This window comes from Campylobacter sp. RM12654, from assembly GCF_020137585.1.
GTDB lineage: Bacteria > Campylobacterota > Campylobacteria > Campylobacterales > Campylobacteraceae > Campylobacter_E.
Genome location: NZ_JACGAR010000008.1, coordinates 38658 through 63665 on the forward strand (window position 1 = coordinate 38658; position 25008 = coordinate 63665).

At 27.7% G+C, this 25008-nt stretch carries 24 protein-coding genes and 2 tRNA genes; 18 read left to right on the forward strand and 8 right to left on the reverse strand.

All coding sequences use genetic code 11. The annotated features are described in order from the left end of the window. The first annotated feature begins 4 nt into the window (after positions 1-4). The 9 genes from AVBRAN12654_RS03990 to AVBRAN12654_RS04030 all read left to right on the forward strand — a co-directional run bounded on the left by AVBRAN12654_RS03990 (position 5) and on the right by AVBRAN12654_RS04030 (position 8684). Positions 5-1321 carry an NADH-quinone oxidoreductase subunit N gene (locus tag AVBRAN12654_RS03990; RefSeq protein WP_214117473.1) on the forward strand — a complete coding sequence of 439 codons (1317 nt, stop codon included), beginning with the start codon at positions 5-7 and terminating at the stop codon, positions 1319-1321. Then, on the forward strand, positions 1321-3642 hold the full coding sequence (locus AVBRAN12654_RS03995; RefSeq protein ID WP_336608514.1) for a tetratricopeptide repeat protein: 2322 nt from the start codon (positions 1321-1323) through the stop codon (positions 3640-3642). Before AVBRAN12654_RS03990 ends, AVBRAN12654_RS03995 begins: the two co-directional genes overlap by 1 nt. 49 nt (positions 3643-3691) lie before the next feature. Then, positions 3692-3782: transfer RNA gene (locus AVBRAN12654_RS04000), tRNA-Ser, on the forward strand. Positions 3783-3806: 24 nt separating this feature from the next. Beyond that, positions 3807-3883 (forward strand) — tRNA-Arg (locus AVBRAN12654_RS04005). Between the two features lie 64 nt (positions 3884-3947). After that, the gene (locus tag AVBRAN12654_RS04010) at positions 3948-4388 is read left to right on the forward strand and encodes a DUF3015 family protein (RefSeq protein WP_214117471.1); all 441 of its coding nucleotides are present in this window, start codon (positions 3948-3950) and stop codon (positions 4386-4388) included. Beyond that, entirely contained in the window at positions 4389-6236 is a 1848-nt protein-coding gene (locus AVBRAN12654_RS04015; RefSeq protein WP_336613987.1) for an Lnb N-terminal periplasmic domain-containing protein, read from the forward strand. A 178-nt stretch (positions 6237-6414) separates the two neighbouring features. Further along, positions 6415-7005, forward strand: a complete 591-nt coding sequence (locus AVBRAN12654_RS04020; protein ID WP_214117469.1) for a zeta toxin family protein — start codon at positions 6415-6417, stop codon at positions 7003-7005. Positions 7006-7197: 192 nt separating this feature from the next. After that, positions 7198-8145 (forward strand): sialidase family protein, encoded by a 948-nt coding sequence (locus AVBRAN12654_RS04025; protein ID WP_336613988.1) that lies wholly within the window; start codon positions 7198-7200, stop codon positions 8143-8145. 2 nt (positions 8146-8147) lie between these two features. After that, the gene (locus AVBRAN12654_RS04030; RefSeq protein WP_239803324.1) at positions 8148-8684 is read left to right on the forward strand and encodes a hypothetical protein; all 537 of its coding nucleotides are present in this window, start codon (positions 8148-8150) and stop codon (positions 8682-8684) included. A gap of 6 nt (positions 8685-8690) precedes the next feature. On the opposite strand, the gene AVBRAN12654_RS04035 is transcribed toward AVBRAN12654_RS04030, so the two are convergent. Genes AVBRAN12654_RS04035 through AVBRAN12654_RS04045 form a run of 3 tightly spaced genes read right to left on the reverse strand, consistent with a single transcriptional unit; the run spans position 8691 to position 13144 of the window. Continuing rightward, positions 8691-9131 carry a DUF4878 domain-containing protein gene (locus tag AVBRAN12654_RS04035; RefSeq protein WP_214117466.1) on the reverse strand — a complete coding sequence of 147 codons (441 nt, stop codon included), beginning with the start codon at positions 9129-9131 and terminating at the stop codon, positions 8691-8693. A gap of 4 nt (positions 9132-9135) precedes the next feature. Then, positions 9136-11172 carry a rhodanese-like domain-containing protein gene (locus AVBRAN12654_RS04040; RefSeq protein ID WP_214119755.1) on the reverse strand — a complete coding sequence of 679 codons (2037 nt, stop codon included), beginning with the start codon at positions 11170-11172 and terminating at the stop codon, positions 9136-9138. A gap of 43 nt (positions 11173-11215) precedes the next feature. Continuing rightward, entirely contained in the window at positions 11216-13144 is a 1929-nt protein-coding gene (locus AVBRAN12654_RS04045) for a multiheme c-type cytochrome (RefSeq protein WP_214117464.1), read from the reverse strand. Between the two features lie 243 nt (positions 13145-13387). Here AVBRAN12654_RS04045 and AVBRAN12654_RS04050 point away from each other — a divergent pair, with 243 nt between their 5' ends. Genes AVBRAN12654_RS04050 through AVBRAN12654_RS04070 form a run of 5 tightly spaced genes read left to right on the forward strand, consistent with a single transcriptional unit; the run spans position 13388 to position 17768 of the window. Continuing rightward, positions 13388-15448, forward strand: coding sequence for a cytochrome c biogenesis protein ResB (locus tag AVBRAN12654_RS04050; RefSeq protein ID WP_336613989.1), 2061 nt, complete (start codon positions 13388-13390; stop codon positions 15446-15448). After that, a complete protein-coding gene (locus AVBRAN12654_RS04055) occupies positions 15436-15951 on the forward strand; it encodes a cytochrome c biogenesis protein (protein WP_336613990.1) in 516 nt (171 codons plus the stop codon). Before AVBRAN12654_RS04050 ends, AVBRAN12654_RS04055 begins: the two co-directional genes overlap by 13 nt. Beyond that, a complete protein-coding gene (locus AVBRAN12654_RS04060; RefSeq protein ID WP_336613991.1) occupies positions 15948-16364 on the forward strand; it encodes a hypothetical protein in 417 nt (138 codons plus the stop codon). The genes AVBRAN12654_RS04055 and AVBRAN12654_RS04060 overlap by 4 nt, the downstream gene beginning before the upstream one ends. Positions 16365-16366: 2 nt before the next feature. Next, positions 16367-17128: a 5'/3'-nucleotidase SurE gene (gene surE, locus AVBRAN12654_RS04065; RefSeq protein WP_214117461.1), complete on the forward strand. Its 762-nt coding sequence runs from the start codon at positions 16367-16369 to the stop codon at positions 17126-17128. Next, positions 17121-17768, forward strand: coding sequence for a tRNA threonylcarbamoyladenosine dehydratase (locus AVBRAN12654_RS04070; RefSeq protein ID WP_214117460.1), 648 nt, complete (start codon positions 17121-17123; stop codon positions 17766-17768). The genes surE and AVBRAN12654_RS04070 overlap by 8 nt, the downstream gene beginning before the upstream one ends. A 21-nt stretch (positions 17769-17789) precedes the next feature. Here AVBRAN12654_RS04070 and AVBRAN12654_RS04075 read toward each other — a convergent pair whose 3' ends face one another. Continuing rightward, complete coding sequence (locus tag AVBRAN12654_RS04075) at positions 17790-18212, reverse strand: DUF1090 family protein (RefSeq protein WP_214117459.1); 423 nt, start codon at positions 18210-18212, stop codon at positions 17790-17792. 9 nt (positions 18213-18221) lie between these two features. Further along, positions 18222-19202: a PLP-dependent cysteine synthase family protein gene (locus AVBRAN12654_RS04080; RefSeq protein ID WP_214149664.1), complete on the reverse strand. Its 981-nt coding sequence runs from the start codon at positions 19200-19202 to the stop codon at positions 18222-18224. Between the two features lie 153 nt (positions 19203-19355). Here AVBRAN12654_RS04080 and AVBRAN12654_RS04085 point away from each other — a divergent pair, with 153 nt between their 5' ends. From AVBRAN12654_RS04085 to AVBRAN12654_RS04100, 4 genes are read left to right on the forward strand one after another with little or no spacing between them, the layout of a single operon-like run. Continuing rightward, entirely contained in the window at positions 19356-19607 is a 252-nt protein-coding gene (locus tag AVBRAN12654_RS04085; RefSeq protein ID WP_336607162.1) for a hypothetical protein, read from the forward strand. A gap of 28 nt (positions 19608-19635) precedes the next feature. Next, positions 19636-20742 (forward strand): AAA family ATPase, encoded by a 1107-nt coding sequence (locus AVBRAN12654_RS04090; protein WP_214117456.1) that lies wholly within the window; start codon positions 19636-19638, stop codon positions 20740-20742. Then, the gene (gene selB / locus AVBRAN12654_RS04095; protein ID WP_336613992.1) at positions 20736-22457 is read left to right on the forward strand and encodes a selenocysteine-specific translation elongation factor; all 1722 of its coding nucleotides are present in this window, start codon (positions 20736-20738) and stop codon (positions 22455-22457) included. Before AVBRAN12654_RS04090 ends, selB begins: the two co-directional genes overlap by 7 nt. A gap of 26 nt (positions 22458-22483) precedes the next feature. Continuing rightward, positions 22484-23215 carry a thioredoxin fold domain-containing protein gene (locus tag AVBRAN12654_RS04100; RefSeq protein WP_214117454.1) on the forward strand — a complete coding sequence of 244 codons (732 nt, stop codon included), beginning with the start codon at positions 22484-22486 and terminating at the stop codon, positions 23213-23215. 37 nt (positions 23216-23252) lie between these two features. Here AVBRAN12654_RS04100 and AVBRAN12654_RS04105 read toward each other — a convergent pair whose 3' ends face one another. From AVBRAN12654_RS04105 to moaC, 3 genes are read right to left on the reverse strand one after another with little or no spacing between them, the layout of a single operon-like run. Further along, positions 23253-24245, reverse strand: a complete 993-nt coding sequence (locus tag AVBRAN12654_RS04105) for a hypothetical protein (protein ID WP_214119763.1) — start codon at positions 24243-24245, stop codon at positions 23253-23255. 9 nt (positions 24246-24254) lie between these two features. Next, a complete protein-coding gene (locus AVBRAN12654_RS04110) occupies positions 24255-24509 on the reverse strand; it encodes an HP0495 family protein (RefSeq protein ID WP_214117452.1) in 255 nt (84 codons plus the stop codon). After that, positions 24487-24960, reverse strand: coding sequence for a cyclic pyranopterin monophosphate synthase MoaC (gene moaC, locus AVBRAN12654_RS04115; protein WP_214117451.1), 474 nt, complete (start codon positions 24958-24960; stop codon positions 24487-24489). Before moaC ends, AVBRAN12654_RS04110 begins: the two co-directional genes overlap by 23 nt. Positions 24961-25008: the final 48 nt, after the last annotated feature.

A 25008-nucleotide genomic window follows, 5' to 3' on the forward strand; every position in this document is an offset into this window, starting at 1 on the left:
TAGAATGCAACTTGATTTAAATGTATTACTTATTTTACCTGAACTTGCTTTGATAGTTTTTGCTTGTTTTATATTGGTTGCTAATTTATTTTATAAATTTGATTTAAGAGCTTTAAAAGGGCTTAGTATTGTGGCTTTAATAATTGCTATTATTTGCCAATTTAATTGCCCTTATGATGAGAGTTTTTTTGATTTATTTATATTTGATAATTTAGCAAAATATTCAAGTATATTAATCAATCTATCAGCTATTTATTTTCTACTTGCTAATAAAAGAGCTGATGAAGGTGAGTTTTTTGCATTATTTTTAATGATGATAGCTTGTTTAAATTTTATGGTAAGCACTAATAATTTAATAGTAGCTTTTATAACTCTTGAAGGCTCTTCTTTAGCACTTTATAGCTTAATAGCGTTTAAGAAAAAAGCAATTGAAGGTGCTATTAAATACTTTAATTACGGAATGTTAGGTTCAGCATTTTTTGCTATGGGTTCTGCAATGTATTATTTTGATAGTGCAAGTTTAGAACTAAACTCATTAGCTACAATTAGCACGGCTAGTATTTTAGCCTTTGTTATGATAGGAATTACAATATTATTTAAATTATCAGTAGCACCGCTTCATATGTGGCTTAAAGATGTGTATTTAAAGGCTGATTCAAGTTTAGCTGGATTTATTTCAATAGTTCCAAAAATAGCTATGATGGTATTTGCATATAGATTTATGATTTCATTTGAAAATTTCTTCAATGTAAGTGAGATTATTTTAATTATTGCTTGTGCTTCTATGCTTTTTGCTAGTGTTATGTCATTAAAGCAAGATAATGCAAAATCAATGTTAGTATATAGCTCTGTTTCACATTCATCGTTTGCTTATTCAACCCTTGCATTTTTTCATTTATCAAGCCAAATGTTTTTATATTATTTTTTAACATTTGCATTTGTAAATATCGCATTATTTATGTTTTTAGGTGCGTTTAAAGACACAAATTATGAGAATTTAAAAGGGGTGTTTAAGAAATATCCTTTATTAGGAATTTGTATTGTTGTATTATTGTTAAATCTTGCAGCATTGCCACCATTTGGTGTATTTTTTGCTAAGGTTGGTGTAATTAATATAGCTTTAAATGTTAATATTTATGCAGCAATTTGTATGGCACTTAGCTCAATTATTATGCTATTTGCTTATTTAAGATTTATAAAAGCAATTTTTGCAGATAAAGAAATAGGATTTTTATATTTTAATAACGCTCAAAAAATAGTTTTAATTTTAGCAGTTATTGCTTCTTTTGTTGCAAGCGTTGGATTAGATTATATTAAATAATGAAAAAAATATTATTTCTTTGCTTTTGCGTTTATTTATATTCTTTTGAACTATATATAAACTCTGGCAAGGAAATAAATAAAAATATATCAGTTTTACATATTAAAAACAATACTGATATAACTTGTGATAAATTACAAGATGAGAATTTAAAACCTTATTTTAAATGTAGTGTGAAGGGTAAATCAAGGTTATTATCAAATCAAGATTTAACCTTATTCAAATTAGAATTTAAAAATTCAAAAGATACTTTAGATATATATATTTACCCTAAAACAAATGTTAGTATTGTTGATAGCGAGCAAAAATTATATGATACTAATGTGGTTTTTGCATCTAGCAAAAAAGTTTCTAAAAATTTTACTTTTATATTTTTTCCATATACTCAAGGAGTGTTAAGTCCTAATGGACTTGATTTTGATGTGATTTTTCCTGATTTACAAACTCCTTTTATAGAAGGACTTGATTTAGACCAAAATCCTGTAAATATTAGCGATAATAGTGATATTAATTCTTATTTGAGTATTAAAAAATATTACGATAATAAGCAATATAAAGAGCTATTAGATTTATGCAATATGTCTTTAGAAAAATATAAAAATAGTATTTTTATAAGCGAGTTTTATTTGTATAGAATTAGAGCTATGTTTAATTTGCTAAATGAAAATACCACTTTAAGTGAAGAAATTATTTCAAGTGCAAAAGATTATGTAAGGGTTTTTCCAAGTGATGAGAATTACACTGAAATATTGCAAATGATGGTAAAAACTTATTTAAAATTAGAACAAAGAAGTGATGCTGAATATTTTATAGATATTTTAAATAACGAGCACCCAAATTCTTATTACACAAAATTGGCAAGTTTAAACTATGCTGATTTTTTACTATCTCATGGCAAAAGAGATGCTGCTACTATTATTTATAATAATATTTTATTTAGTTCAGATGATGCGATTTTGGCTAGTAAAGCTGCAATATCTTTAGCAAAAATCAATATTAGTCATAATAAAGCAAAGGAAGCTAAGGAATTTGTATTAAAAGTCTTTAATGCAAATGAGCAATATTTATTAGAAGATAAGGATAAAACATTGGGTTTAGCTGATGATTTTTTCAAGGAAAAAATGTATGATATTAGTGCTCCTATTTATGAGTTTTTATTTAAAAATTCAAATAAATTAGACCCTTATTATGAAAGGGTATTAAAAAATTTAGGGGTTTCTTTAGCTAAAAATAATGATTATAAAAAGGCTGATGAATATTTAAATGAATATAAAAAGCTATTTCCTAATGGCGAATATATGAATATTATTGATGAAACTATTGATAGTTTATATTTTGAAAAAGATGAACAAGATAGCTTTAAATTGCACGAATATTATAATTTTTTAATGGCTAAATATGATAATAACATATCAAAAAGAGCTCTTTATGAAGAAGTTAAATTATTGTATAAAGAAAAAGATTATGAAAAGATTTTAAAACTAGAAAAGAAAATAAAAGATAGTGAAAATGAAGAGCTAATTTCTTTATATGATAGTAGCTTGATTAATTTATTAAATATTGCATTAGATGATGATGATTGCGATGAAGTTTTAGGATACATAAAAAATAATAATTTTATAAGTGATGAAAAAGTCATTAATAAAATGAAATATTTAGAGTGCCTAGAGAGAAAAAAAGAAAATAAATTAGCTTTAGATTTTGCAATTAAGTTTGAAAATGAAGATTTGGTGTTTTATAAAATCAAACAAGCAAAACTTTTATATTTAAATAAGCAGTATAAAGATGTGGAAAATATAATCAAATCTATTTTAAATAAACGATTTAATATTAAAAAACCAGAATATTTTGAGATATATTATTATTTATCATTATCATTAATTAAGCAAAACAAATACAATGATGCTATTTTTTCATTAAAACAGCTTGAAAAATACGGCAATGGATTAAGATTAGTTGAGGTTTATGATGAATTTTTAAATTACTTTAAAAACAATAATCTTGATATTTCAGCTATTACTTATGGTAAAAAAGCAATTAATATACAAAATTATTTAGGTATTAATTTATATAGTCCTAAGATAGAGTTAATTACTTTAAATGCTTTAATTAATAAAAATAATATAAAAGAAGCTAAAGAAATATTTATAGATTTATATAAATTAAAATTAAGCGAAGAAGAATACAGCAATGCAAAATATTTAGAAGCTAGTATGCTAATTAAAAATAAAGAATTTGAAAAAGCAAAAGAAACTTTAAAAGAATGCAAAAGTGGTGATTGGAAAAATTTATGTGATGAAAAATTACAACTTTTGGAATAATTTAAGCTAAATCTAATTTTTAAAATATATAATATGCGTTTTACTTATTGGACAGATGGGTGAGTGGCTGAAACCACACCCCTGCTAAGGGTGCAGCTCTTAATCGGGGCTCGAGGGTTCAAATCCCTCTCTGTCCGCCACTTTATTTCAAAAACTTATTTTATGCGCTCGTAGCTCAGCTGGATAGAGCATTTGATTGCGGTTCAAAAGGTCAGGGATTCGAATTCCTTCGGGCGCACCATTCATACTCATTGTTAATATATAGTTTTATAATTTGTTTTTTTAATACTTTAAAAGGAGTTATAATGAGAAAATTACTTTCTTCATTGGTAGTTGTTGGTGCGATTAGCACTTCTTTATTTGCAGGTGCAAATACTCAAACAGGTTGCGGACTTGGAACTATAATTATTAAAAACCCTGATTCAGCAATTATGTATGCTTTACAAGCTACTACAAACGGAACTTCAGGTAATCAAACTTTTGGTATTACTACAGGAACACTAAATTGCCAAGAAACAAGATTAGTTCATAATGAAAAAGCAATTAATTTCGTAAATGCAAATCTTGACGCCTTATCAAATGAAGCTGCTTTAGGAATGGGCGAGCATTTAGATACTTTAGCTGAACTTTTAGAAGTAAAAGACGCTGATTTATTTAAAGCTAATTTAAGAGCAAATTACTTAGCTATTTACAATTCAAGCGATGTTGTAGGTGCTCAAGTTTTAGATAGAGCTTCTGCTTTATAATTGAAAAAGTTTTTATTTTTATTGTGCTTTTGTATTTTTGCAAAGGCACAAGATAATGAATTATTAAATCTTGATTTTTCTAAATTAAGTATTTCTAAAGATGAGTTTTTAGAAATTATTCAACAAGCTAATCAAAAACAAGTTTTTAACACAATAGAATGGAAAAATCTCCTTCACTTTACAAATAATAAAAGCGAGATAATTAATAAAGAATTTTTTTATTCAAATCAAAGGAATTTAAAATCAGAATTTGAGCTTAATTTATATATGTATTTTCTAAAAAAAGAAATATATTTAGGCAAAAAAGAAGAGTTAAATCAAAAAGATTCTGCTATAGCTTTTAGCAATGATAATGATAATTTGCACTTTATTTGCAAGTTTCCTTTAAGGGCAAAATACATAGAAAAATCTCTAAAACTTACTAAAAATCAGGATTTAAATTGTTCTGATTTGAATAATTTCTTAGAATATATTAGTCCTAAATCAATTAGCATAGTTTTTCCAGCTGCTTATTTAAATTCCCCAGCGTCAATGTTTGGGCATACATTTTTGCTAATTAATTCTAATTACAATTCAAGGCTTTTATCTTACGCTATTAATTATGCTGCCGATGTTGATGAAAAAGATGAAAATGGCTTAATGTTTGCCTTTAAAGGTTTGTTTGGCGGATACATTGGCAAGTATTCTTTAAAGCCTTATTATGATATGTTAAAAACATACAAAGATAGCGAAAATAGAGACCTTTACGAGTATGATTTAAAATTAAATGAAGAAGAAGTAAATAGACTGATTTTGCATTTATGGGAGATTAAGGATAGTAGTTCGGTTTATTTGTTTTTTGATAAAAATTGCTCTTATAATATTTTGTGGTTACTTGAGAATGCAAATCCTGATATTAAATTAAGAAATAAATTTATTTATAGCGTAATCCCAAGCAATACTATACAAAAAATCAACGATATTAATCTAATTAGCGATTATCACTATAGAGCATCAAAGTTAAATACCATTTTAAATCAAGCAAAAGATTTGAGTTTTGATGAGATAAATCTAGCAAAAAATATAGCTTTAGGTAAAATTGAGCCAAATTATGATTATTCTATTTTAGCCTTAGCAAACGAGCTTAGTCAGTATTATGCTAGTAAAAATGAGCTTAGTGTAGATGAATACAAAAAAATAACTCATAAAATATCTAGTAATTTATCTCAAAGCAAAATAGCAAAGCTTCCTTTAAAAACTCCAAAAGAAAGCATAATTAAGGCTAATTATCCTAGCAAAATATCATTTGCTTATGATACAAAAAAGAAAGCTTTATTATCAATTAGACCAGCCTTGCACGATATTTATGAAGATGATTTGGGTTTTGATAAAGGTATCGGGATAGAATTTTTAAGCACTACTATTAATTATGATAAAAAGTCTAAATTAGATGAGCTAATCTTGCTAAGACTTGCAAGTTTAAGTGATTTTAATTATATAAATCATAAGCCAAGTTTTTTGTTTAAATTAGCTTATGATGATGTATTAGATGATAAATTAGCAAATGTGGAGCTTTTAGGTGGGATTAGTTTTGTTAATGAGTATTTTTTATTATCATTTTTAAGTGGTTTTAGAGCTTATAAAGATGGTTTGAGCTTTAATAATCAAATAATTACAAGCCTATCTTATAAAGCAAATAAGCTTAGTTTAAGTTATCATAAGAATTTTTATAAGCACGGCTTATTAGAAGATATTTTAAGTATCAAAACTCATTTTAAGATTTATAAAAACACTGCGATTTTTGCTGAATTTCAAAAATATTTTTACAAAAACGAAACATTTAAAATAGGTATAAATTATTATTTTTGATATTTTTTGGATTTGGAATTTAATTTGATTTTTTTTAAATTCTAAGTATTCGGGTTAGCAATTGTTTTTAAAAATTTATAAAAAGATATAAATAAATATAAAATATTTTTAGTTTTTTATATTAATAAAATTATTTAATTTTTATTATAATTACTTAAAATCTATATAAGGAAAATTTATGATAAATCAACCTATAGTTACTATTTTTGCTGGTGTAAATGGTGCAGGAAAAACCACTTTATATTTTTTAACACTAGAAAAAGGAATAAATTTAGGCTATCGTATAAATGTAGATGAAATAGCTCAAAGTATTGGAGACTATAGAGATAGACAAACTCAAGTTCGTGCTTCAAGAATAGCTATAACAATGCGTAAAGTTTATATAGATGATAAACTTAATTTCAATCAAGAAACTACACTTTGTGGAAAATCTATATTAAATCTATTTGATGAATTAAAAGAGAATAATTACAAAATAAATTTACGCTTTGTAGGGCTTGATAGCCCACAAACAGCAAAAGAGCGTGTAAAAATACGAGTTAGTAAAGGTGGACATGATATAGAACCACATTTAATAGATAAAAGATATTACGAAAGTATGCAAAATCTTTTAAAAATTATGCCGTTGTGTGATGAGATTTTGGTTTATGATAACACTAAAAATTATGAATTAATTGCAAAAATAACAAATGGAAAAGTAGATATACAAAAAAATATTGAATGGTTCAATGATTTAATTTCAGAAAAAATAAAACTTCAAAATTATTAATTTATAAATGTTAGTTATGATTTAAAAAACCACAAAGGACAAAGATGAAAAAACTCACATTATTTTTATTTAGTTTATTTTTATGGGGGGGGGTATTTATTAAATAACAAAGATATAAATTTTACTTATTTAACCAAACCAACCAACCACAAAACCCAAACAATCCAAGAACTAAAAAGCATTTCTATACCAATGAAACAAGGTGTATTATCAGCACATTCTTCAAGCACAATATCTCTTAATAATGATTATTTGCTTAGCGTATTTTTTGCAGGTTCTAAAGAAGGTGCAAAAGATGTAGCAATTTATGCGAGTATTTATCAAGGCACAAATTATTTAGAGCCTTTTGCATTAATTACTAGAGAAAAGCTTATGAAAGATAGCAAAGAATATATTAAAAAAATTGGAAATCCAACCTTAGTCAAAACAGATAATAAAATCCATTTATTTGTTGTAGGAGTTAGTTTTGGCGGCTGGGCAAATAGCAAAATATATCATTATATTAGCAGTATTGATAATATTGATTTTAAATTCCAAAAAGTCCTTCATTTAAGCCCTTTTGCAAATATTAGTAATCTTGTAAGAGCCAATGCTATTTATGTTAATTTAGGTAAAGAATTTGGCTTTTTACTCCCGATTTATCACGAATTAGCCAATAAATATCCTTTAGCTTTAGTATTTAATAATTCAGGCGAACTTTTAAAAATCAAAAAACTCACTAATGCTAAAGATTTATTTCAGCCAAGTGTTGTTGCTATTAATGATAAACTAGCTTTATTTGCTTTTAGGTCTAGCAAAAGTGCTAATTATGATTTTTATACTATGACTTGTGATAATCTTTTAAATTGCAATGATTTAACAAAAACAAATCTAAAAAATTATGATAATTCTATTAATTTATTCAAAGTAAATAATGATATTTTCTTGCTTTTTAATAGTGATAAAGATGGCTCAAGAAATACTTTAAGCCTTGCTATTATGAAAGATTATAATGATTTTCATAGGATTTTAGATATTGATAAAGGTAAAGAAATGAGCTATGCAAGTGTATTTATTAGCGATAATAAAGCTCATATTACATACACACATAATCGTGATTTTATTCAATACAAACAATTTTTATTTAACAAAAAGGATTAAAAATGCACTTTATTTATACTTTACTTTATTTATCAATTTTTGCAAGTATTTTTCAAAAACTTACAATTAAGAAGAAAATTTTTATATATTTAGCGATAATTTTTTTGACAAATATATCTATATTTAATGGTTTGAGTTTGAATGATTATACTTATAGTATATTTTCTAATCTTAGTATTTTTAGTGTTTTAATTTTGCTATTAATAATTTTTAATCAAGGCAAATTGCTTGATTTTAGGGCTTATGTTTATATTTTTGTTATCAATCTTTTATTTTTTCTATCATTTTTAAATATTATTGCTTTTGATATTTATTATGAAAATGGTTTTTTAAATTATTTAATAATTTTTGTAATTTTTATAATTTCGTATTTGCTAAATCAAATTCTATCAATTTTATTTTTGCTATCTTTAGCAATATCTTTTATCTTAGGCATTGATAATATAAATGATTGTTTTTTTGATATTTTTATTTTGATATTTTCATTTTTTCAAGTAATTTTAAAAGCAATTAAAAAGAATTTAAATAAGTCTAGTTAACTAGACTTATTTGACCTTTACAGGATATAAGCTTGGGTATTCATAGATTTTCCACTCGCCATTTTCGTTGTGTAAAATCACATCTTTACTGAATTTATGTTGCTGGATTTTGTAGTTTGTATCTACTTGAACTATTGCTATTTCGCTACTTTTGTTCTTTTTAGTAAAGTTCATTTCTATAGTATCATCATTACCTTTATAATCATAATCTATAAAAATCATATCCTTACCTTTATCTTGAAACTTCTTAAAATAATCCACATTATTTTTACTAGCAAGTAATTTAGCAGCATCACTCATTTTCCCAGCTTCACATAAAAGCACAAAGTCTTTAACCACAGCTTCAGGCTCTTTAGCTTCATTGCCGCAAGCACTAAGAATTAGTGCTGCAGCAATTAAACTTGATGCCGTAAAACTTAAAATCATATTAGCATCTTTATTTTTCATACTCTTATCCTATCAACATATCAGCAAAGGCATAAATTATTAAGAACAGAAAAATTAGTCCAGTAAATAACATTAAAAATCCAACAACTCTTGCAAAATAAAAATACTTAGCAAAAGAATTGCTTTCGTTTTTAAGTTCGTCTAATTTTCCACTAGCTTTAAGCCTTGCATACCATTCAGGTCTATCGTGCTTTAATTCTTCTTCAGTTAGTTCTCCACTAAAGATAACCATATCCATAGGGAATCTATCAGCTCTAAAGTGAGTATTGAAAAAATGCACCGCAAAAATAAATCCTGTAGCTAAAAGTGCTTCATCAGAATGCACAAGCGTTGCAAGATTTAGCATAAAGCCAGGTAAAATCTTCGTAAATTCAACCGGAAACCACAATACTAAACCACTAAAGCCAATGATAAACATACCCCAAAATACTGCTATATAATCAAATTTTTCCCAGTAAGTAAATCTATCAAACTTAGGTCTTTCGCCTTTTCCAATAAACCATTTAAAATGAGCTACAACATCTCTTAAGTCTTGCATTCTAGGCATTAAACTATCAGGTCCAAATAATTTTGCTAAGAATAATTTAAAGCTTAGCTTTCCATTATTATCACGAATAGCATCACGTTTAGTCCAAGAATTATAAACTACTTCAGCAATGTGGCTTAAGAACACTGCAATCATAATAAACGCACTAAAATGGTGTATTTTAGTAGCCATTACAATTCCGCCCATTAAATCAATCATAGTTTGAGCCCAAGGAGCGGTATAGAATTTTTGCGGTAAGCCAGAAAAACTTAATCCTAAAAAGCTTGAAGCTACAAAGAAATGCTGAATTCTATGCAAGGTGCTAAAGCGTTTAATATTTACCTTGTCATTATGCATTTTTTCTTTTGCTGCACGCCACTCATCTTTATATTTAATACTCATATAAATTAGTTTCATACTCCACAAGAATGTGTGTAAGCCAAAGAATGCAAATACTGATATTACAAGCCCTGTCATAAACACATAAGCCCAATAAAGTAAAGGGAAATTCTCTTTATCAGTATGGTCAGCATGAGCTATAAAATCACTAAAGTTATCATTAGCTCCTTCGTGGCATTTTTCACAAGTTTTTATTCTAGTTTCACCATATAAAGTTGATTTTTCATCTTTTGGTTTATGAATATTATGAGCCCCGTGACAATCAAAACAAGCAGCTATTTTTTTGCTTTCACCATCTTTTGCTAAAACCATAGCCTTTCCGTGGAAAGTTTCGTGATAGTGTTTTTGCTCTTTTTCATGGCAACTTCCACATTTTACATCGCTTAGTTTTTTAACAGCTAAAGAGGTTAATTGTTGTTTATCATGTACATTATGGCAATCCGAACATGATGGAGATTTTTCTCTTGGATTTGTGAATTTATCATGCACACTTCCGCTAAATTCAGCCTTAACTTCTTTATGACAACTAGTGCAGTTTGCATTTACATTGTCTTTGTCGTTTGCTAAATCATTGATAATTCCACTAGCACCATGACAATCTCTACAAGCAGGAAGGTTACCAAATCTTAAATTCTTATGTAATTCATCTTTAAAACTACTTACTTCATTTCCTTCGTGCCAACTATTAATATCATGGCTTTTTACAAGTGGTTTTATGCCGCCTTTTTCAATAGGTCTTGCACTAAGAATCCAGCTTTCAATTCCATCTAGCATTACACGAACATTTGTATATCCTAGTTTTTGTGCTTTTAATGCAGCATCAGAGCTTGCATAGCACATTCTATTTAAGCAATAAAAAATAATCTTAGCGTCTTTATTGCTAGGTAATAAACTTACCCATTCAGGTGTATTAATAAAAATAGAGCCTTTTAAATAGCCGTATTTTATTCTTTCTTCTTTTGTATTTGCGTCAAATATATATACATCTTTTTTACCTAATTCTTTTTCTACATCAGCCATAGATATAGGAATTACTCCTTCAACTACTGCAAAATCGCCTTCCGATGCAAAAAGGTTAAAGCTTAAAAAGATGGCAAAAATAAGTCTTAGCAACATATTTTATCCTTTCACTAAGGTTAGGATTTTTCCTAACCTTTTATTATTTCTTACCATCTAATAAATCTTGAGCTTGTGCTACATAAACTAATGCTTCATTTATTAGTTTTAGAGCATATTTTGGACCATGAACGCCCCAGCTTCCATCTTTTTCAATTTTTTCATAAATTGCTCTTGCTTCTTTTGTAAGTAGGATAATTTCTGATTTAGTTTTTGTGCTTAGATTATCCATTTTTGCTTGTTCTCTATCAATTTTGCGAATTGCAAGTTCTAGTTTTTTAAAGCCTTCTTTAACAGGTAATTGCCATTCCATAACTTTATCATAGATTTGCTCTTGGTCTGTGAAGTGTAATTCTTTTGGTAAAGTTGATTGCACAGCACTATGGCAACCACTTGCCCCAGGTCCTACTAGATTTACATCACTCCAGCTAGTTCTTCCACAACTCCACATTAAATCCACAAAGAATTTGCCATCTTTTCTAGCAATTGTCCAACCTTTAGTTGTTTGTGGGTCTCTTGGTTTTCCTTCTGGTGGGTTTAGAGTTTTTGCATCTTTATCTACATAAATTTTCCATATATGACTTGCACGAACATTGTCAAATCCACCTTTATCAGGGTTTTGAACGCTTGCAAAGTTTTCACAACTCATCATATTTGGCATATGACAGCCTGTGCAATTATCTTTAGCGTGTGCTCCGCCGTATTTAAACATTTCAGCTTGAGTTTCGTGACAATCACTACAAGTTTTTTTAAGTCCTACTTTTGTATAAGGGTCTTTCCAATCATTTGCAGTAACTTCGTGTGGGTCGTGGCAAGTTGAACATCTCATACCTTTATCATAGTGCATAGTATTATACATTTGTGAGCCTTCAGTTCCACAAGATGGACACGCTGATTTAAAGTAGCTATTAAATGGCTTTCTTGGGTCAATCTTCGCATCTTCGCTATCATAAGCAAATCTTTGATGGCATCTTTCGCAATTACTTGGCATACCAGCACCCCTTGCTCCATAAAGGTGAGCTCCAGCTCCGTGACATTCTTCACAGCTAATTCCTTTAGAAATTGCGTGTTTTCTAAGCTCGTCTTTATTTCCAATTGCTGCTAAGAATTCTTCTTTAGATTTAAAGTCAAATTTAAAGCTATGGCATACTTCACAATATGCAGATGCAGGTTGAAACATCATTTTTTCTTTATAAGTAGAACCATAAGAGTTTATTCCCCAAACGCTTGAAGTTTGTTTGCCAAAATCTTCTAATTTTGTAGGAAAGCCAGGTGAGAATTCAGCGATTTTTTTCGCAACTTCAGGTGTAAGTGATTCAACCCAAAGGCGTGAGAATTGATTACCTCCAGCAACCATTTTACCTGTTCCATCAGCTAATTTTCCATCTTCAATGTGATAAGTTCCACGAACTAACCATTTATCAATAAAACCATATTTTGTTCTAGGAGTTCCTACAATTACAAATACATCATCAGCTTCAACACCTTTTGGTAAAATTGTAGCTTCGCTGCTTCCATACATAGGTTTTTTAGGGTCTCCTCCAGCTTCTTCTAATTCATCAGGAAAACGAATAACTTTTGAGTGGCGTGAGCGATTCCAAGCTTCATATTGAGCAGGGTGGCATTCACCACATTTTTTAGGTCCTACGAATTTATTTGGATAATCTAAAATACTTTCCATACCTAGACGATATGTAATTGATGCAGAACGACCTGTGTCTTTTTCATAATTTCCATGCCCACCGAATTCTACGAATTCTTCTTGGCGATTAGAAATAGAATATTTTCCAACTAAATTTCCTTCCTTTTCGTATTTAAACATAGGATGGCGGTCTTTTAAGAACTCTATAAAATCAGTTTCTTGATTTACATAATCGTGTAGAGTTCTAGGCTCGATACCATCAGCTTGAGGTGTTATATTATTAGCATATAACATAATACAGGCACTACCTAGTGCTAACAAGCGTTTCATAGCTTTCTCCTTAAAATTAAAATTACAACAATGAAGTGTAATCCAATTTCATTTAAAGCTTTCTTAAAAAAATATAAAAATTATAATATAATTTAAATAATTCAAAAAGGAGAAAAAATGTATTAAATAATTTTAATTAATTTTCTTATTTTTTAAGGCTTTTATTATAAAATATAGCTTTAAGTTTAGATAATAAATTTTATCAATTAAGAATGATTTTAAAAGAAAGTAGTTTTGACAATAATGTTTTTAAATAAATTTTTAAATTTAAAGATTTCTTTAGTTTATATGCTAATTTTCGCTATTTTTTGTGGGGTTGCTACATTTATTGAGAGTGCAAAAGGCACAAGTTATGCTATGAGTTTCATTTATAATGCTTGGTATTTTCACTTGATTATGGTTTTATTGTTTTTAAGTGTGATTTATGCGATTTTTAAATACAAACTTTATAAAAATATTTCATTATTTTTAATTCACATTTCTTTTATTTTTATATTTATTGGTGCTGTTTTAACTCATTTTTTTGGTTTTGAAGGCATTATTCATTTAAGGGTTGATAATAAAGCAAATGAGATAAAAAGCACAAAAACTGAATTAGTCTTAAAACACAATGATAAAATCAGTAAAACTAGTAATTTAAATGAGATTATAAAACTTGATAATGCAAGTTTAAGGTTTGTTGATTTTAGCAATGAAGCAGGGATTACTAAGGTAAAAAGTGATGATTTAAACGACCCTAGTTATTTAAAATTAAGATTTAATTTTGATAATGGATATAGTGATGTTGAGATTAATTATAATGAATGCGTTAGTGTTGCTAATATTGATTTTTGCTTTAACAAAACAAGCACTAATTATGTTAATTTTTATATAAAAGATAATGAGTTTTATATAAACACTAATCAAGAAATGAAATTCTTAAATCAAATTCTAAGCAGTGATTTTAAATTAAAAGATGGTATATATTTGCTAGATGAGTTTTCTTTTTCGGCTTTAAATTATTTAGTTCATTCAAAAGACGCACTTAGTATGAGTGGGGGTAATTTACAAGCGATTAGAGTAGAATTTAAATCAGGAATTTCAAAAGAAAAACTAATCCTTGCATTAAACGATAATATTAAGATAAATGATTATGATATTTCTTGGAAGCAAGAGAGCTTAAAGCTTGATTTTGATATTTATCTAAAACGATTTAATTTAATAACTTATGCAGGTAGCAAGAGTGCAAAAGATTATGAAAGTGAGTTATTAATCTTAGATAATAATCAAAAAATAGATGTAAAAATAGCTATGAATAAAGTGCTTGATTATAAAGGTATTAGGTATTTTCAGCATTCTTATGATGAAGATTTAAAAGGCACGATTTTAAGTGCTAATAAAGATTTAGGCAAAACTCCTACTTATATTGGCTATGTTTTATTATTTATTGGGTGTTTTTTAAATTTATTTAGTCTAAAAACTAGAAAATATTTTAAGGCTTTAAGTGTTGTTTTTATAGTAATTCTTAGTCCAAATTTAAAAGCAAATGATTTTAACTCTCATATAAATGAATTAAATTCTTTAATTATTCAAGATTTAAATGATAGATTTTTGCCATTTTATACTTTTTCACTAGAGCTATGCAATAAAATTGGTTGTCCTAATAAAAACGCTGCAAGTGAAGAGATATTTAGATTAATTACTGATGTTACTTATGTAAATGAAGCTAGATTAATTAGGGTCAAAAATCCTAAATTAAGAGAATTTTTAAATTGTGAAAAACAAGCAAAATTTAGTGATTTTTACGATGGTTCAAGCTATAAATTAAAAGATGAAATTAAAAAAACCTATGCTAAAGGAGAAGCGAATTTTAATGATTATGATAAGGATTTGATTAGAGTTGATGAGAGTGTGAATATTTTATATTTAATTTTTACAGCAGAATTATTTAAGATAATTCCTGATGAAAACCACTTGCAAAGCCCATTTGCAAATAATATAAGCTTGGATAATCAAAAGCTAATTAATGAATATTTAAGCTCTTTAGTAATTGCTAAAAAAACTAATGATTATAGCAAGGCTAATGAGATTTTATCTAAGATTAAAAACTTGCAAAATCAGTTTGATTTTTTACCTAGCCAAGCACAGATTAAAACTCAAATATTTTTAAGCAATACTTATGAGAGTTTAATTTATATTGCTTTAAGCTCCGTTTTTGCTGGACTTGTTTTTAGAAAAAATCTATTACTTAGCTTATGCTTATTATTTGTGCTATATTTACAGCTTAATGATGTTAATCCACAAATTACAAATTGCCTGTTTTAAATTCTCCTTATCTTAGTATTCATGTAAGCTTAATTGCTGCTTCTTATGGATTTTTTGGCTTAAGTGCTTTAATTAGCTTTTCTTATTTATTATGCGTAATATTTAAAAAACCTTACGATAAGGCAAATATTCAAATATATTTAGCAAATCATTTAGGCTTATTATTATTAATTTGCGGGAATTTTTTGGGTGGAATTTGGGCTAATGAGTCTTGGGGAAGATACTGGGGCTGGGATAGCAAAGAGACTTGGTCTTTAATAAGTATATTAATATATGCAATTTTGGTGCATTTAAAATTAAAATCAAAACTATTATACGCGCTTCTTAGTATGTGGGGATTTGGCGTTATTTTGATGACTTATTTTGGAGTGAATTATTATTTAGTAGGTAAGCATTCTTACGCAGGAGAAAAGAGCAATTTTGAAAGTCCATTATGGCTAATAATTAGCGTAATTATCCTAACAATCTTTAGTTTAGTTGCTATTAGAAGGAATTTAAAATGAGAGTTGTGTTAATATTTTTAGCTTTATTTTTCATAGCTTGTGATGATGAAACAATTGATGAAAATTATTTAAACACTCCACTTAAATGCTCTATTAATAAAGATATATGCGAAAAAGATTTCAAAGGTAGAAAAATTAGTTTTGAAATTATTAATCGTCCGATAAGATTTATGGAAGAAACTAAATTAATAATTAAAGGCTTACCTAAATACGATAATCTAAATCTTAAATTATATGGGCTTAATATGGATATGGGTGTTATAAATGCCGAGCTTATTAGACTTGATAACGGAGATTATGTAAGTGAGTTTGTAGTAAGCACTTGTTTATTAAGCACTATGAGATATAGATTAGAATTATTTAATAATGATAAAAAAATAAAATTATTTATAGATTTTGATATGAAAAGGTAAAAATGAGAATATTATTAACCAATGATGATGGATATGATGCACCAGGTCTTCTAGCGCTTAGAAAAAGACTTAAAAAGATTAAAGATTTAGAGGTTTTTGTAGTTGCTCCTTGGAGCAATAAGAGTGCTTGTGCGCATTCGCTTACACTAAATCATCCACTAAGTTTTGTAAAAATTAAGAAAAATTATTATGCCTTAAAAGATGGCACACCAAGTGATTGCGTAAATCTTGCATTTTGCACTATTTTTAAGGATAAATTACCTGATTTGGTAGTAAGTGGGATTAATAATGGAGCAAACTTAGCTGAAGATATAACCTATTCAGGCACGGCGGCTGCTTGTATGGAGAGTGTGCTTTGTGGAGTGAATGCGATTGCTTTTTCTCAACTTTATGAAAAAGATATAGATTTTAAGCGTTCAAGCAAACTTGCTGTTAAATTAATCTTAAAATTACTTAAGCTTAATCCACTTAAAAAAAGAAGATTTTTAAATGTAAATTATCCAAGTTGTGAGAGTGATTATAAAGGTTATAAAGTTTGTAAGATGGGTAAAATGAGATATGAATTCTCAAGTAAAATATGTAAAAACCCTAGAGGATTAGAGTATTATTGGCTAGATAGCTTGTATGATTTAAGCAAGGTAAAAGCAAAAGATGATGATATTGATTATGTAAGACAAGGTTATGCAAGTATTACTCCAATTAAGCTAAATCTAACGGCTAAAAAAGAATTAAAAAAAGTAAAGAAATGGTTAGAAAATGAGTGAGAGATTTGCAAGAGCTAGATTATTATTTCAAGATAATTATGATAAATTGAGTTCAAAAAAAGTGCTAATTTGTGGGCTTGGCGGAGTTGGTGGTATGTGCTTTAGCTCACTTGCTAGAGTTGGTATTAATGTAAGTGGAATTGATAAGGATTATTTTGAAGCTAGTAATCAAAATAGACAATTACATTCTGAAAATATTGGACTTAGTAAGGCTAGTGTTTTTGCTGAATTTTATAAGGCAAATTGCTATGAGTTATTAATCACTAAAGAAAGTTTTTTAGAGTTTTTAAAAGATAAAGAATTTGATTTAATAATTGATTGTATTGATGATGTTAAAGCTAAATGCGATATAGCTGAAATTGCTTATGAAAAAGGCATTAGTTTTATTAGCAGTGGTGGGGCTGCAAAAAGAATTGACCCTTTAAAATTAAAGGTTGCAAATTGGGATAAGACCAAAATGTGTGCTTTAGCAAAAGCCGTTAGACTTGAGCTTAAAAAACGCAGATTTAAGGGTAAATTTAAAATGGCTTATAGCGAAGAAGAGCCAATGTGTGTTGGGCTTGGGTCTTTTATGGGAATGACTGCTTCTATGGGACTTTTATTATCATCTTTAGCGATTAAGCAATTATTGAAGAATTAAAGCCTAAAAAATTAGGCTTTTTTAATATTTATAAGAGTTTTTTAAAGCTTGTTTTTGTCTTTTATATTCGTCTTTTATACGATTTTTTTCAGCTTTTAATTCTGCTTTTCTTCTTTTGTATTCGTCTTTACTCATACTATTTTTCATATCATTTAATTCATCAAGCTTGTCTTCAATCCTATCAATCTTACGTTCAGCTTCATCTTCTAATCTTTCAATAGTGTCTTTAATCTCATTTTTTCTAGTGTAATAATCATTATTATAAACACTACCGCCACCACAATGTGCTCTTACATTTGCTAAAGCGTTTTCTAGACCTCTAACTCTATTAAAATTGCCATATTGTTTTGCATAGCTTAATTCACGCTCTAATTTGTTGATTTTATAAGAGCAATCTGCCATTGCAATACTTGAAATTATGCTTAGTAAAATTAATTTTTTCATATCTTCTCCTTATAATACTTTAAATCCGATTAATTCAATTTTATTGCTTAAAAATCTTTCTTCATCTTGCATATTTAGCATTAAATCAGTGCTTAGATATTTTTTATTATCATCAGCAAACACGCTAACGCTTACGCAATCTCCAAAAAGCTCCTTAGCCTTAATACAACCTAAGAAATTAGCTCCACTAGAAATTCCAACTCCAAGTCCGATTTTAGCTAGTTTTTGTGCCATTATAACGCTATCTATATCATTTACTATGATGATATCATCTAATTCATTTAGCTTTACAATATCAGGCACAAAACCATCTCCTATGCCTTGAATTCTATGCTCTGAATTTTCTCCAGGATTACTCATACTAGCGCAACCTTCAGGCTCTAATGGGCATATTTTTACTCCAAGTGGTCTTAATACCTTGCCAATTCCCATTATAGTCCCACCTGTTCCAACTCCTGCTACAAAGCAATCTGGCTTTAGGTTGTGTTTTTTTAGAGTGTTTAGAATTTCATTTGCAGTTTTTTCATGGGCTTTTACATTGCTTTCGTTTTCAAATTGATGAGGTAAAAATACATTGCCATTTTTTGCACTCTCATCGGCAAGTCTTACACTACCACTAAATCCACCTTCACAAGCACTAACTTCTCTTAATTTTGCTCCGTAACTTCTAATTATTTTCTTACGCTCTTCACTCATCCAGCAAGGCATAAAAATCTCAACACTAGCACCTATAAAAGCACCTAAAGCAGAAAAAGCTATACCTGTATTTCCACTAGTTGCTTCGGCTATACTCATACCAGCTTTAAATTCATTATTATTAACAGCATTTTGCATAATTTCTAATGCCATTCTATCTTTAATAGAGCCACTTGGATTAAAATATTCTAGTTTAAAATAGCTTTTTGATTTTTTATTTTTATATAAATATTCAACTTCAACTAAAGGCGTGTTGCCAACTAATTTTGCATATTCTTTTAGTTTATTTTGCATATACTTTCCTTAATTAAAAAAACGCTTATTTTAGTAAATTAAAGTTAAAAATGAATTTAAAAATAATTTCAATAAAGATTATGAAAAATAATATCACTTTATTAATCAAAAATAATTATAATTTGTAAAATTATTATCAATAAAGGTTGGAAAATGTTTTCGTTTATTAAAAGAATTGCAAAATCAATTTTTGCACTTTTTAAAAAACCTAGAAAAGCTACAAAAACTCAAGTAATTGTAAGCAAGGCAAGTGAATTAGTGAATAAATTTATGCCTAAAAAAGAAGTAGAAGTTAAAGAAGTAAAACCTGATATTTTAAAAGAAATATCATTGTTTATTTTAAAAGAATTTGGATTTGGAAAATATATTAATTTTGCTTTAAGCTTTGCTAAGTTTTTAAAATAAATCATTACAATGCCCTTAAAGGATAGTAATGGTAGGGCAGGATAAAGTAAGAGAAATTTTTGATGAGTTTATAAAAGCAAAAGAAATTCCGCATAGTGTTTTTTATGGTCCAAGCGGGGTAGGTAAGACCACTTTTGCAAGATTTATAGCAAAAGAATTAAAAACTAATTTTTATGAGTTTGATGGTGCTAGCTTTAGCGTTGAAGAACTTAGAAAAGTTATTAAAAAAGATAGCCTTTTTAAGCCTGTTGTATTTATTGATGAAATTCATCGCTTAAATAAAGGCGTTCAAGATGTGTTATTAAAACCTTTAGAAGAAAATAATTTTTATTTTTTAGCTGCAAGTACTCATAATCCTTTGTATTCACTAAATAAGGCTTTATGCTCTAGGTTATTGTTTTTTGAGTTTATGCCATTAAGTTATGATGAATTAAAAGAGATTTTAGAACAAGCTCAACCTAATTTAAGCACAGAAATAAAAGATTATTTAATCAAATCAAGCTCAAACGATGCAAGAGCAATGCTAAATCTTTTAAGATACGCAAATGTTTTTAAAAATATCAGCCTAGAAAAGCTAAAAGCACTAAGACCAAATTATATTAGCAATAAAGAAGATGAGTTTTTACTAACTTCAGCCCTTATTAAAAGCTTAAGAGCAAGTGAAGTAAATGCAGCAATCTTATATCTTGCTAGAATGATAAATGCAGGTATTGATATTTTATACATTGCTAGAAGGCTTTGTATATTTGCTAGTGAAGATGTAGGTAATGCAAATCCAAATGCTTTAGTAATAGCTAATTCGTGTTTGCAAATATGTAAAGACATTGGCTTACCTGAAGCAAGAATTACGCTTTCTCAATGCGTAGTTTTTCTAGCTAATTCTAAAAAATCAAATTCATCTTATAAAGCAATCAATAAAGCCTTAGAATTTGTAAATAACAATGAAGCCTTACAAATACCGACATATTTAGACAATAATCATCCTGATAAAGAAAAATACTATATTTATCCACACGATGAGCCAAACAAAACTCAAGAAATGGCTATTAATTGCCCTAAATTTTACGAAGATTACGGCATAGGATATGAAAAAAATTTCGCACTATGGAGAAAGGAAGGACTTTATAAATGTTAATAATTTCAACCGCAGGTCATATTGACCACGGCAAAACTTCATTAATTAAAGCTTTAAATGACTTTGATGGAGATAATACACCTGAAGAGCAAAAGCGTGGGATTACTATTGATTTGAGCTTTTCACACTTAGAGCATATCTCATTTGTTGATGTGCCAGGTCATGAAAGCTTGGTTAAGACAATGATAGGTGGTATTCAAAGTGAATACGCAATGCTTGTTGTAGATATTAACGAAGGGCTAAAAGCACAGACCTTAGAGCATATTTTTATCTTAAAAATTATGGGTGTAAAGAATATAATTTTAGTTTTAAATAAAATTGATTTATGCCAAGATATTGATGCTAAAAAGCAAGAGATTTTAAAGCAACTTGATTTTACGCCTATTAGAGTATTTTTAGTAAGTGCTAAAAACAAATTAGGCATAGATGAGCTTAAAAAATATTTATTGAGTTTAAAAGTTCCAAATTATGAAGATTTTGCTTTAAAAATCAATGTTGATAGAGTATTTAATGTAAAAGGCATTGGTCTTGTAGCAACGGGTATTTTAAAAAGTGGCAAATTAGAATGCAAAACTTATTTAAGCGATGATTTAGAAAATATTCAAATAAAATCAATTGAAGTTCAGCATAAAAATGTAGAAAGTGTAGTAGCACCTGCTAGGGTTGCTTTTGTATTTAAAGGGAATTTAAAAGTAGGAAATATCATTTATTCTAAGGGTTATTTAAGAAGTGCAAATGAGATTTATACTACTTTAGAAGGTAAATTAAAGCATGATGAAAATGTATTGTTTTGTGCTGCTAATAAGCAAATTGAAGCGAAATTTTTACAATACGATAGATTTGCAAAATTTGTATTAAAAAAACCAATTGCTCTAAGTTTTAATGAGCCTTTTATAATCTTAAAAAATGCTCGTGCTGTTGCTGGTGGAGTGGTGTTAAATCCACTTACAGAGCCACTTAAAAAATCAAAAATGATTGAATTATTAAATGCTTTAGAGCAAAAAGATTTTAAAAGTGCTTTTGCTTTATTAAATCAAAATCATAGTTCAGGTTTTGGGCTTTTTTGTGCGCCGCAAAGATTTAATCTAAGCACGCAAAAAGCCTTAGAATATGCTCAAGAAGTAGGCGAGATAGTGGATTTAAATGGTGCTTGTGTATATGCAAAAAAAGCCCTAGAAGATACAAAAAATAATATAAAAGAGCTTTTTACTAAAAACCCTTATTCATTACAAAGTGCAAAAAGCTTAGAAAAATCATTAGGAATTGATGAGTTTTTGTGTGATTTGGCTTTAAAAGATTTAGATTTTTTAGAATTTAATAATGGTCTTTTTTATAAAAAAGGCGAAAAATTAGAAAAATTATTAGAAAATAATGAAGAAAAAATATATGATGAATTAAATTGCCTAACCCCAAAAGCTCCTTATAATATCTATGATGAGCTTAATTTAGATAGAAAAAGTGGTGATGATATTATGAAGAAATTATGTTCTCAAAATAAGGTAAAAAGATTAGCACATAATTATTTTATTAGCACACAAGCACTTGAAGAATTTGTAAAAAACATAAGCCCTATTTTAAAAATAGGTGTAGGAGTACAAGAACTTAAAAATGAATATGACTTAAGTAGAAAATATGCCATTGCTTTACTTGAGTATTTAGACACTTTAAAGGGTGTAAAAAATATTGACAATAAACGCTATTTAATGCAAAATTAAACTTTTATTTTTTTAAGGAGATTAGTATGAAAAAAATAATATTAGCAATGTCGGTTGTAAGCGCTTTAAGTGCTAGTAAAATTAGTGATAAAGTTATAGAATTTGTAAAAACAATTACACCAGAAAATATTCAAGTAGAATTAGTAAAAGTTGATAAAGTTCCTGATTCAAAATTTGAAATGGTAGAGTTTAATTTATTAAAAGATGGAGTTGTAGTTGGCTCTGATGTTTTCTTTAGTGATGGAGTTTATGGAACACCAACTATGCTTAATATGAAAGAAAGTATAGATTTAAAAGCTAGTTTTATGGCTAAAAAAGAAAAAGAAAAACAAGAGAAATTAAGCTTATTATTAACAGATTTTGTTAAAGAAAATCCTGATATGATTATTAATCTAGGAAAACAAAATAGCAATACTGCAATGGTAGTATTTAGCGACCCTGATTGTCCTTATTGTAGAGAACATTTAAAAAATATAGAAGAAGATTTGAAAAAAACTAATATTAAATTTGTTTTAACTCCACTTCCAATGCACGAGAATGCTTTAGATAAATCGCTTAATATTTTTGATGAAATCAAAACAGCTAAAACTGATGAAGAAAAAATCGCAATATTAAGAAAATATTATCAAGATGGTGTTGAATACAAAAAAATTGACCAAGATAGAAAAAATGAATATGCTAAAAAGGTTGATGAAAAAGTATTTAATATGGGTGTAAATTATACTCCAGCAATTTTTAGTAATATAAAAGTTAAATAATTTTTAGAATTTGAAACGAGAGTTTCAAATTCTTTTTTTAGTTCTTCTTAAATTTTGTGAAAATATTTGAAGCTAATTTTTTTACATCAAATTCATTATAAGCTTTTTCTAAAGTATTTAATTCTTTTTTAATTTTTTCGTTTAGTTCGCTATTTTGAAATTTGATTAATTTTATATTTAGTAGTTGTTTGTTTTCTCTTACTAATCTTGCAAATTTAGCAAAATTATTATCAAGTTTATTGTTTAAAATATTTTCAAGAGCCTTACCAGAAGCATCGTTATTTAGATTTGTCTTAATCATAGCTATAAAATCACGCTCAAGACTTAGAAGAGATAATTTCATATTATCAAGTTCATTATCACTTAAGCTAACTTCCAAATCCTTTTTAAGCCTTTCTAAGATAGCAAATATACCTTCTAAAAGTCCATTTAATACTCCAGTCAAAAGCTCTTCAGCATAGCTTTGCCATTCATTTGCTAGTTCAAGTGCTGCTTTTAAGATAAGTTCAGCTGCATTAATTATTTTATCCTTATTAAACTTAGCATATTCAAGTGCGTTAATTAGCATAAAATTACTTATTAAAAAGCATCTTTCTTCTATCATCGCATTTGTTTCAAGAACATTTATAAAAGCATTTTGAGAAGTTTCGTAAAGAATTTGTAATGAGTTTGCTTCATTTAACATAAGTTCTTCAAGGTATTCTTTTTGAATATCATTTTGAACTACCTTACTTAGCTCATTAAAACTTGATTTTGTAATATTATAAAGCTCTAATTCTTTTGACTTTATCTCTTTTCTAATCATCTCAAGCTCATTTGTAAGAGTATAAATCTCTTGCTCTTTTATAGACATTTTTGCTCTTAAAAGGGCTTTTAAAACTATATTTTTATTCTCATTTGTAAGCGCTTCTAAATTCTCTAGCTCTTCACAATACTTGGTATATAATCTAGCGATTAATCCATCATCGTTTGAATTAATAAATTCTTTTTTTGCTTTTTCTTGTATTTCATTAAATAATATATTCTTCATAGTTTTTCCTTATAAAACAAATTTAGAATGTTTTTTAAGAGTAGAAAATAATTCTAATCTATAAGCTTCATTTGGCACTTCTAGGCTTAGGTTATAGCTTTTATAATTACTTGTAGATTTTGAACTTTCAATTTTTGCATTTTTAATATCTAGCTTTTTTACTAATTCATTTATATCATCATCTTTATCAAGTATTACTTTATAGCTCCAGTTGCAAGGATATTCTATCTTTAAATCAGCTTTAATTTCTTCTAAATTGACCACTTTTGCCTCCGTCTTTTTCTAATAATTTTATATCATCAATAACCATTGTTTTATCAATTGCTTTAACCATATCATAAATCGTTAATAAGCCTACACTAACAGCATTTAATGCTTCCATTTCTACACCTGTTTTTCCTTCGGTGATTACCACTGCATTTAGTCTAAAAGCAAATTCATTCTCAATTGGCTCAATATCTACTTCAACTTTACTAATTGGTAGTGGATGGCACATTGGAATTAAATTTGATGTTTGCTTAGCTCCCATAACAGCTGCAACAATAGCTGTATTTATTACCGCTCCTTTTTTAGCATTTCCGTTTAAGACTGCTTTAAAAGCCTCTTCGTTCATTGTGATTTTGCCACTTGCTAAAGCTCTTCTTTTAGTAATTTGTTTATCACTAACATCAACCATAGTAGGATTATTTTGCTCGTTTATGTGTGTAAGTTGCATTTTTTTCCTTTATTTTTGCTTAGATTTTAACAAATAATATAAATAAAA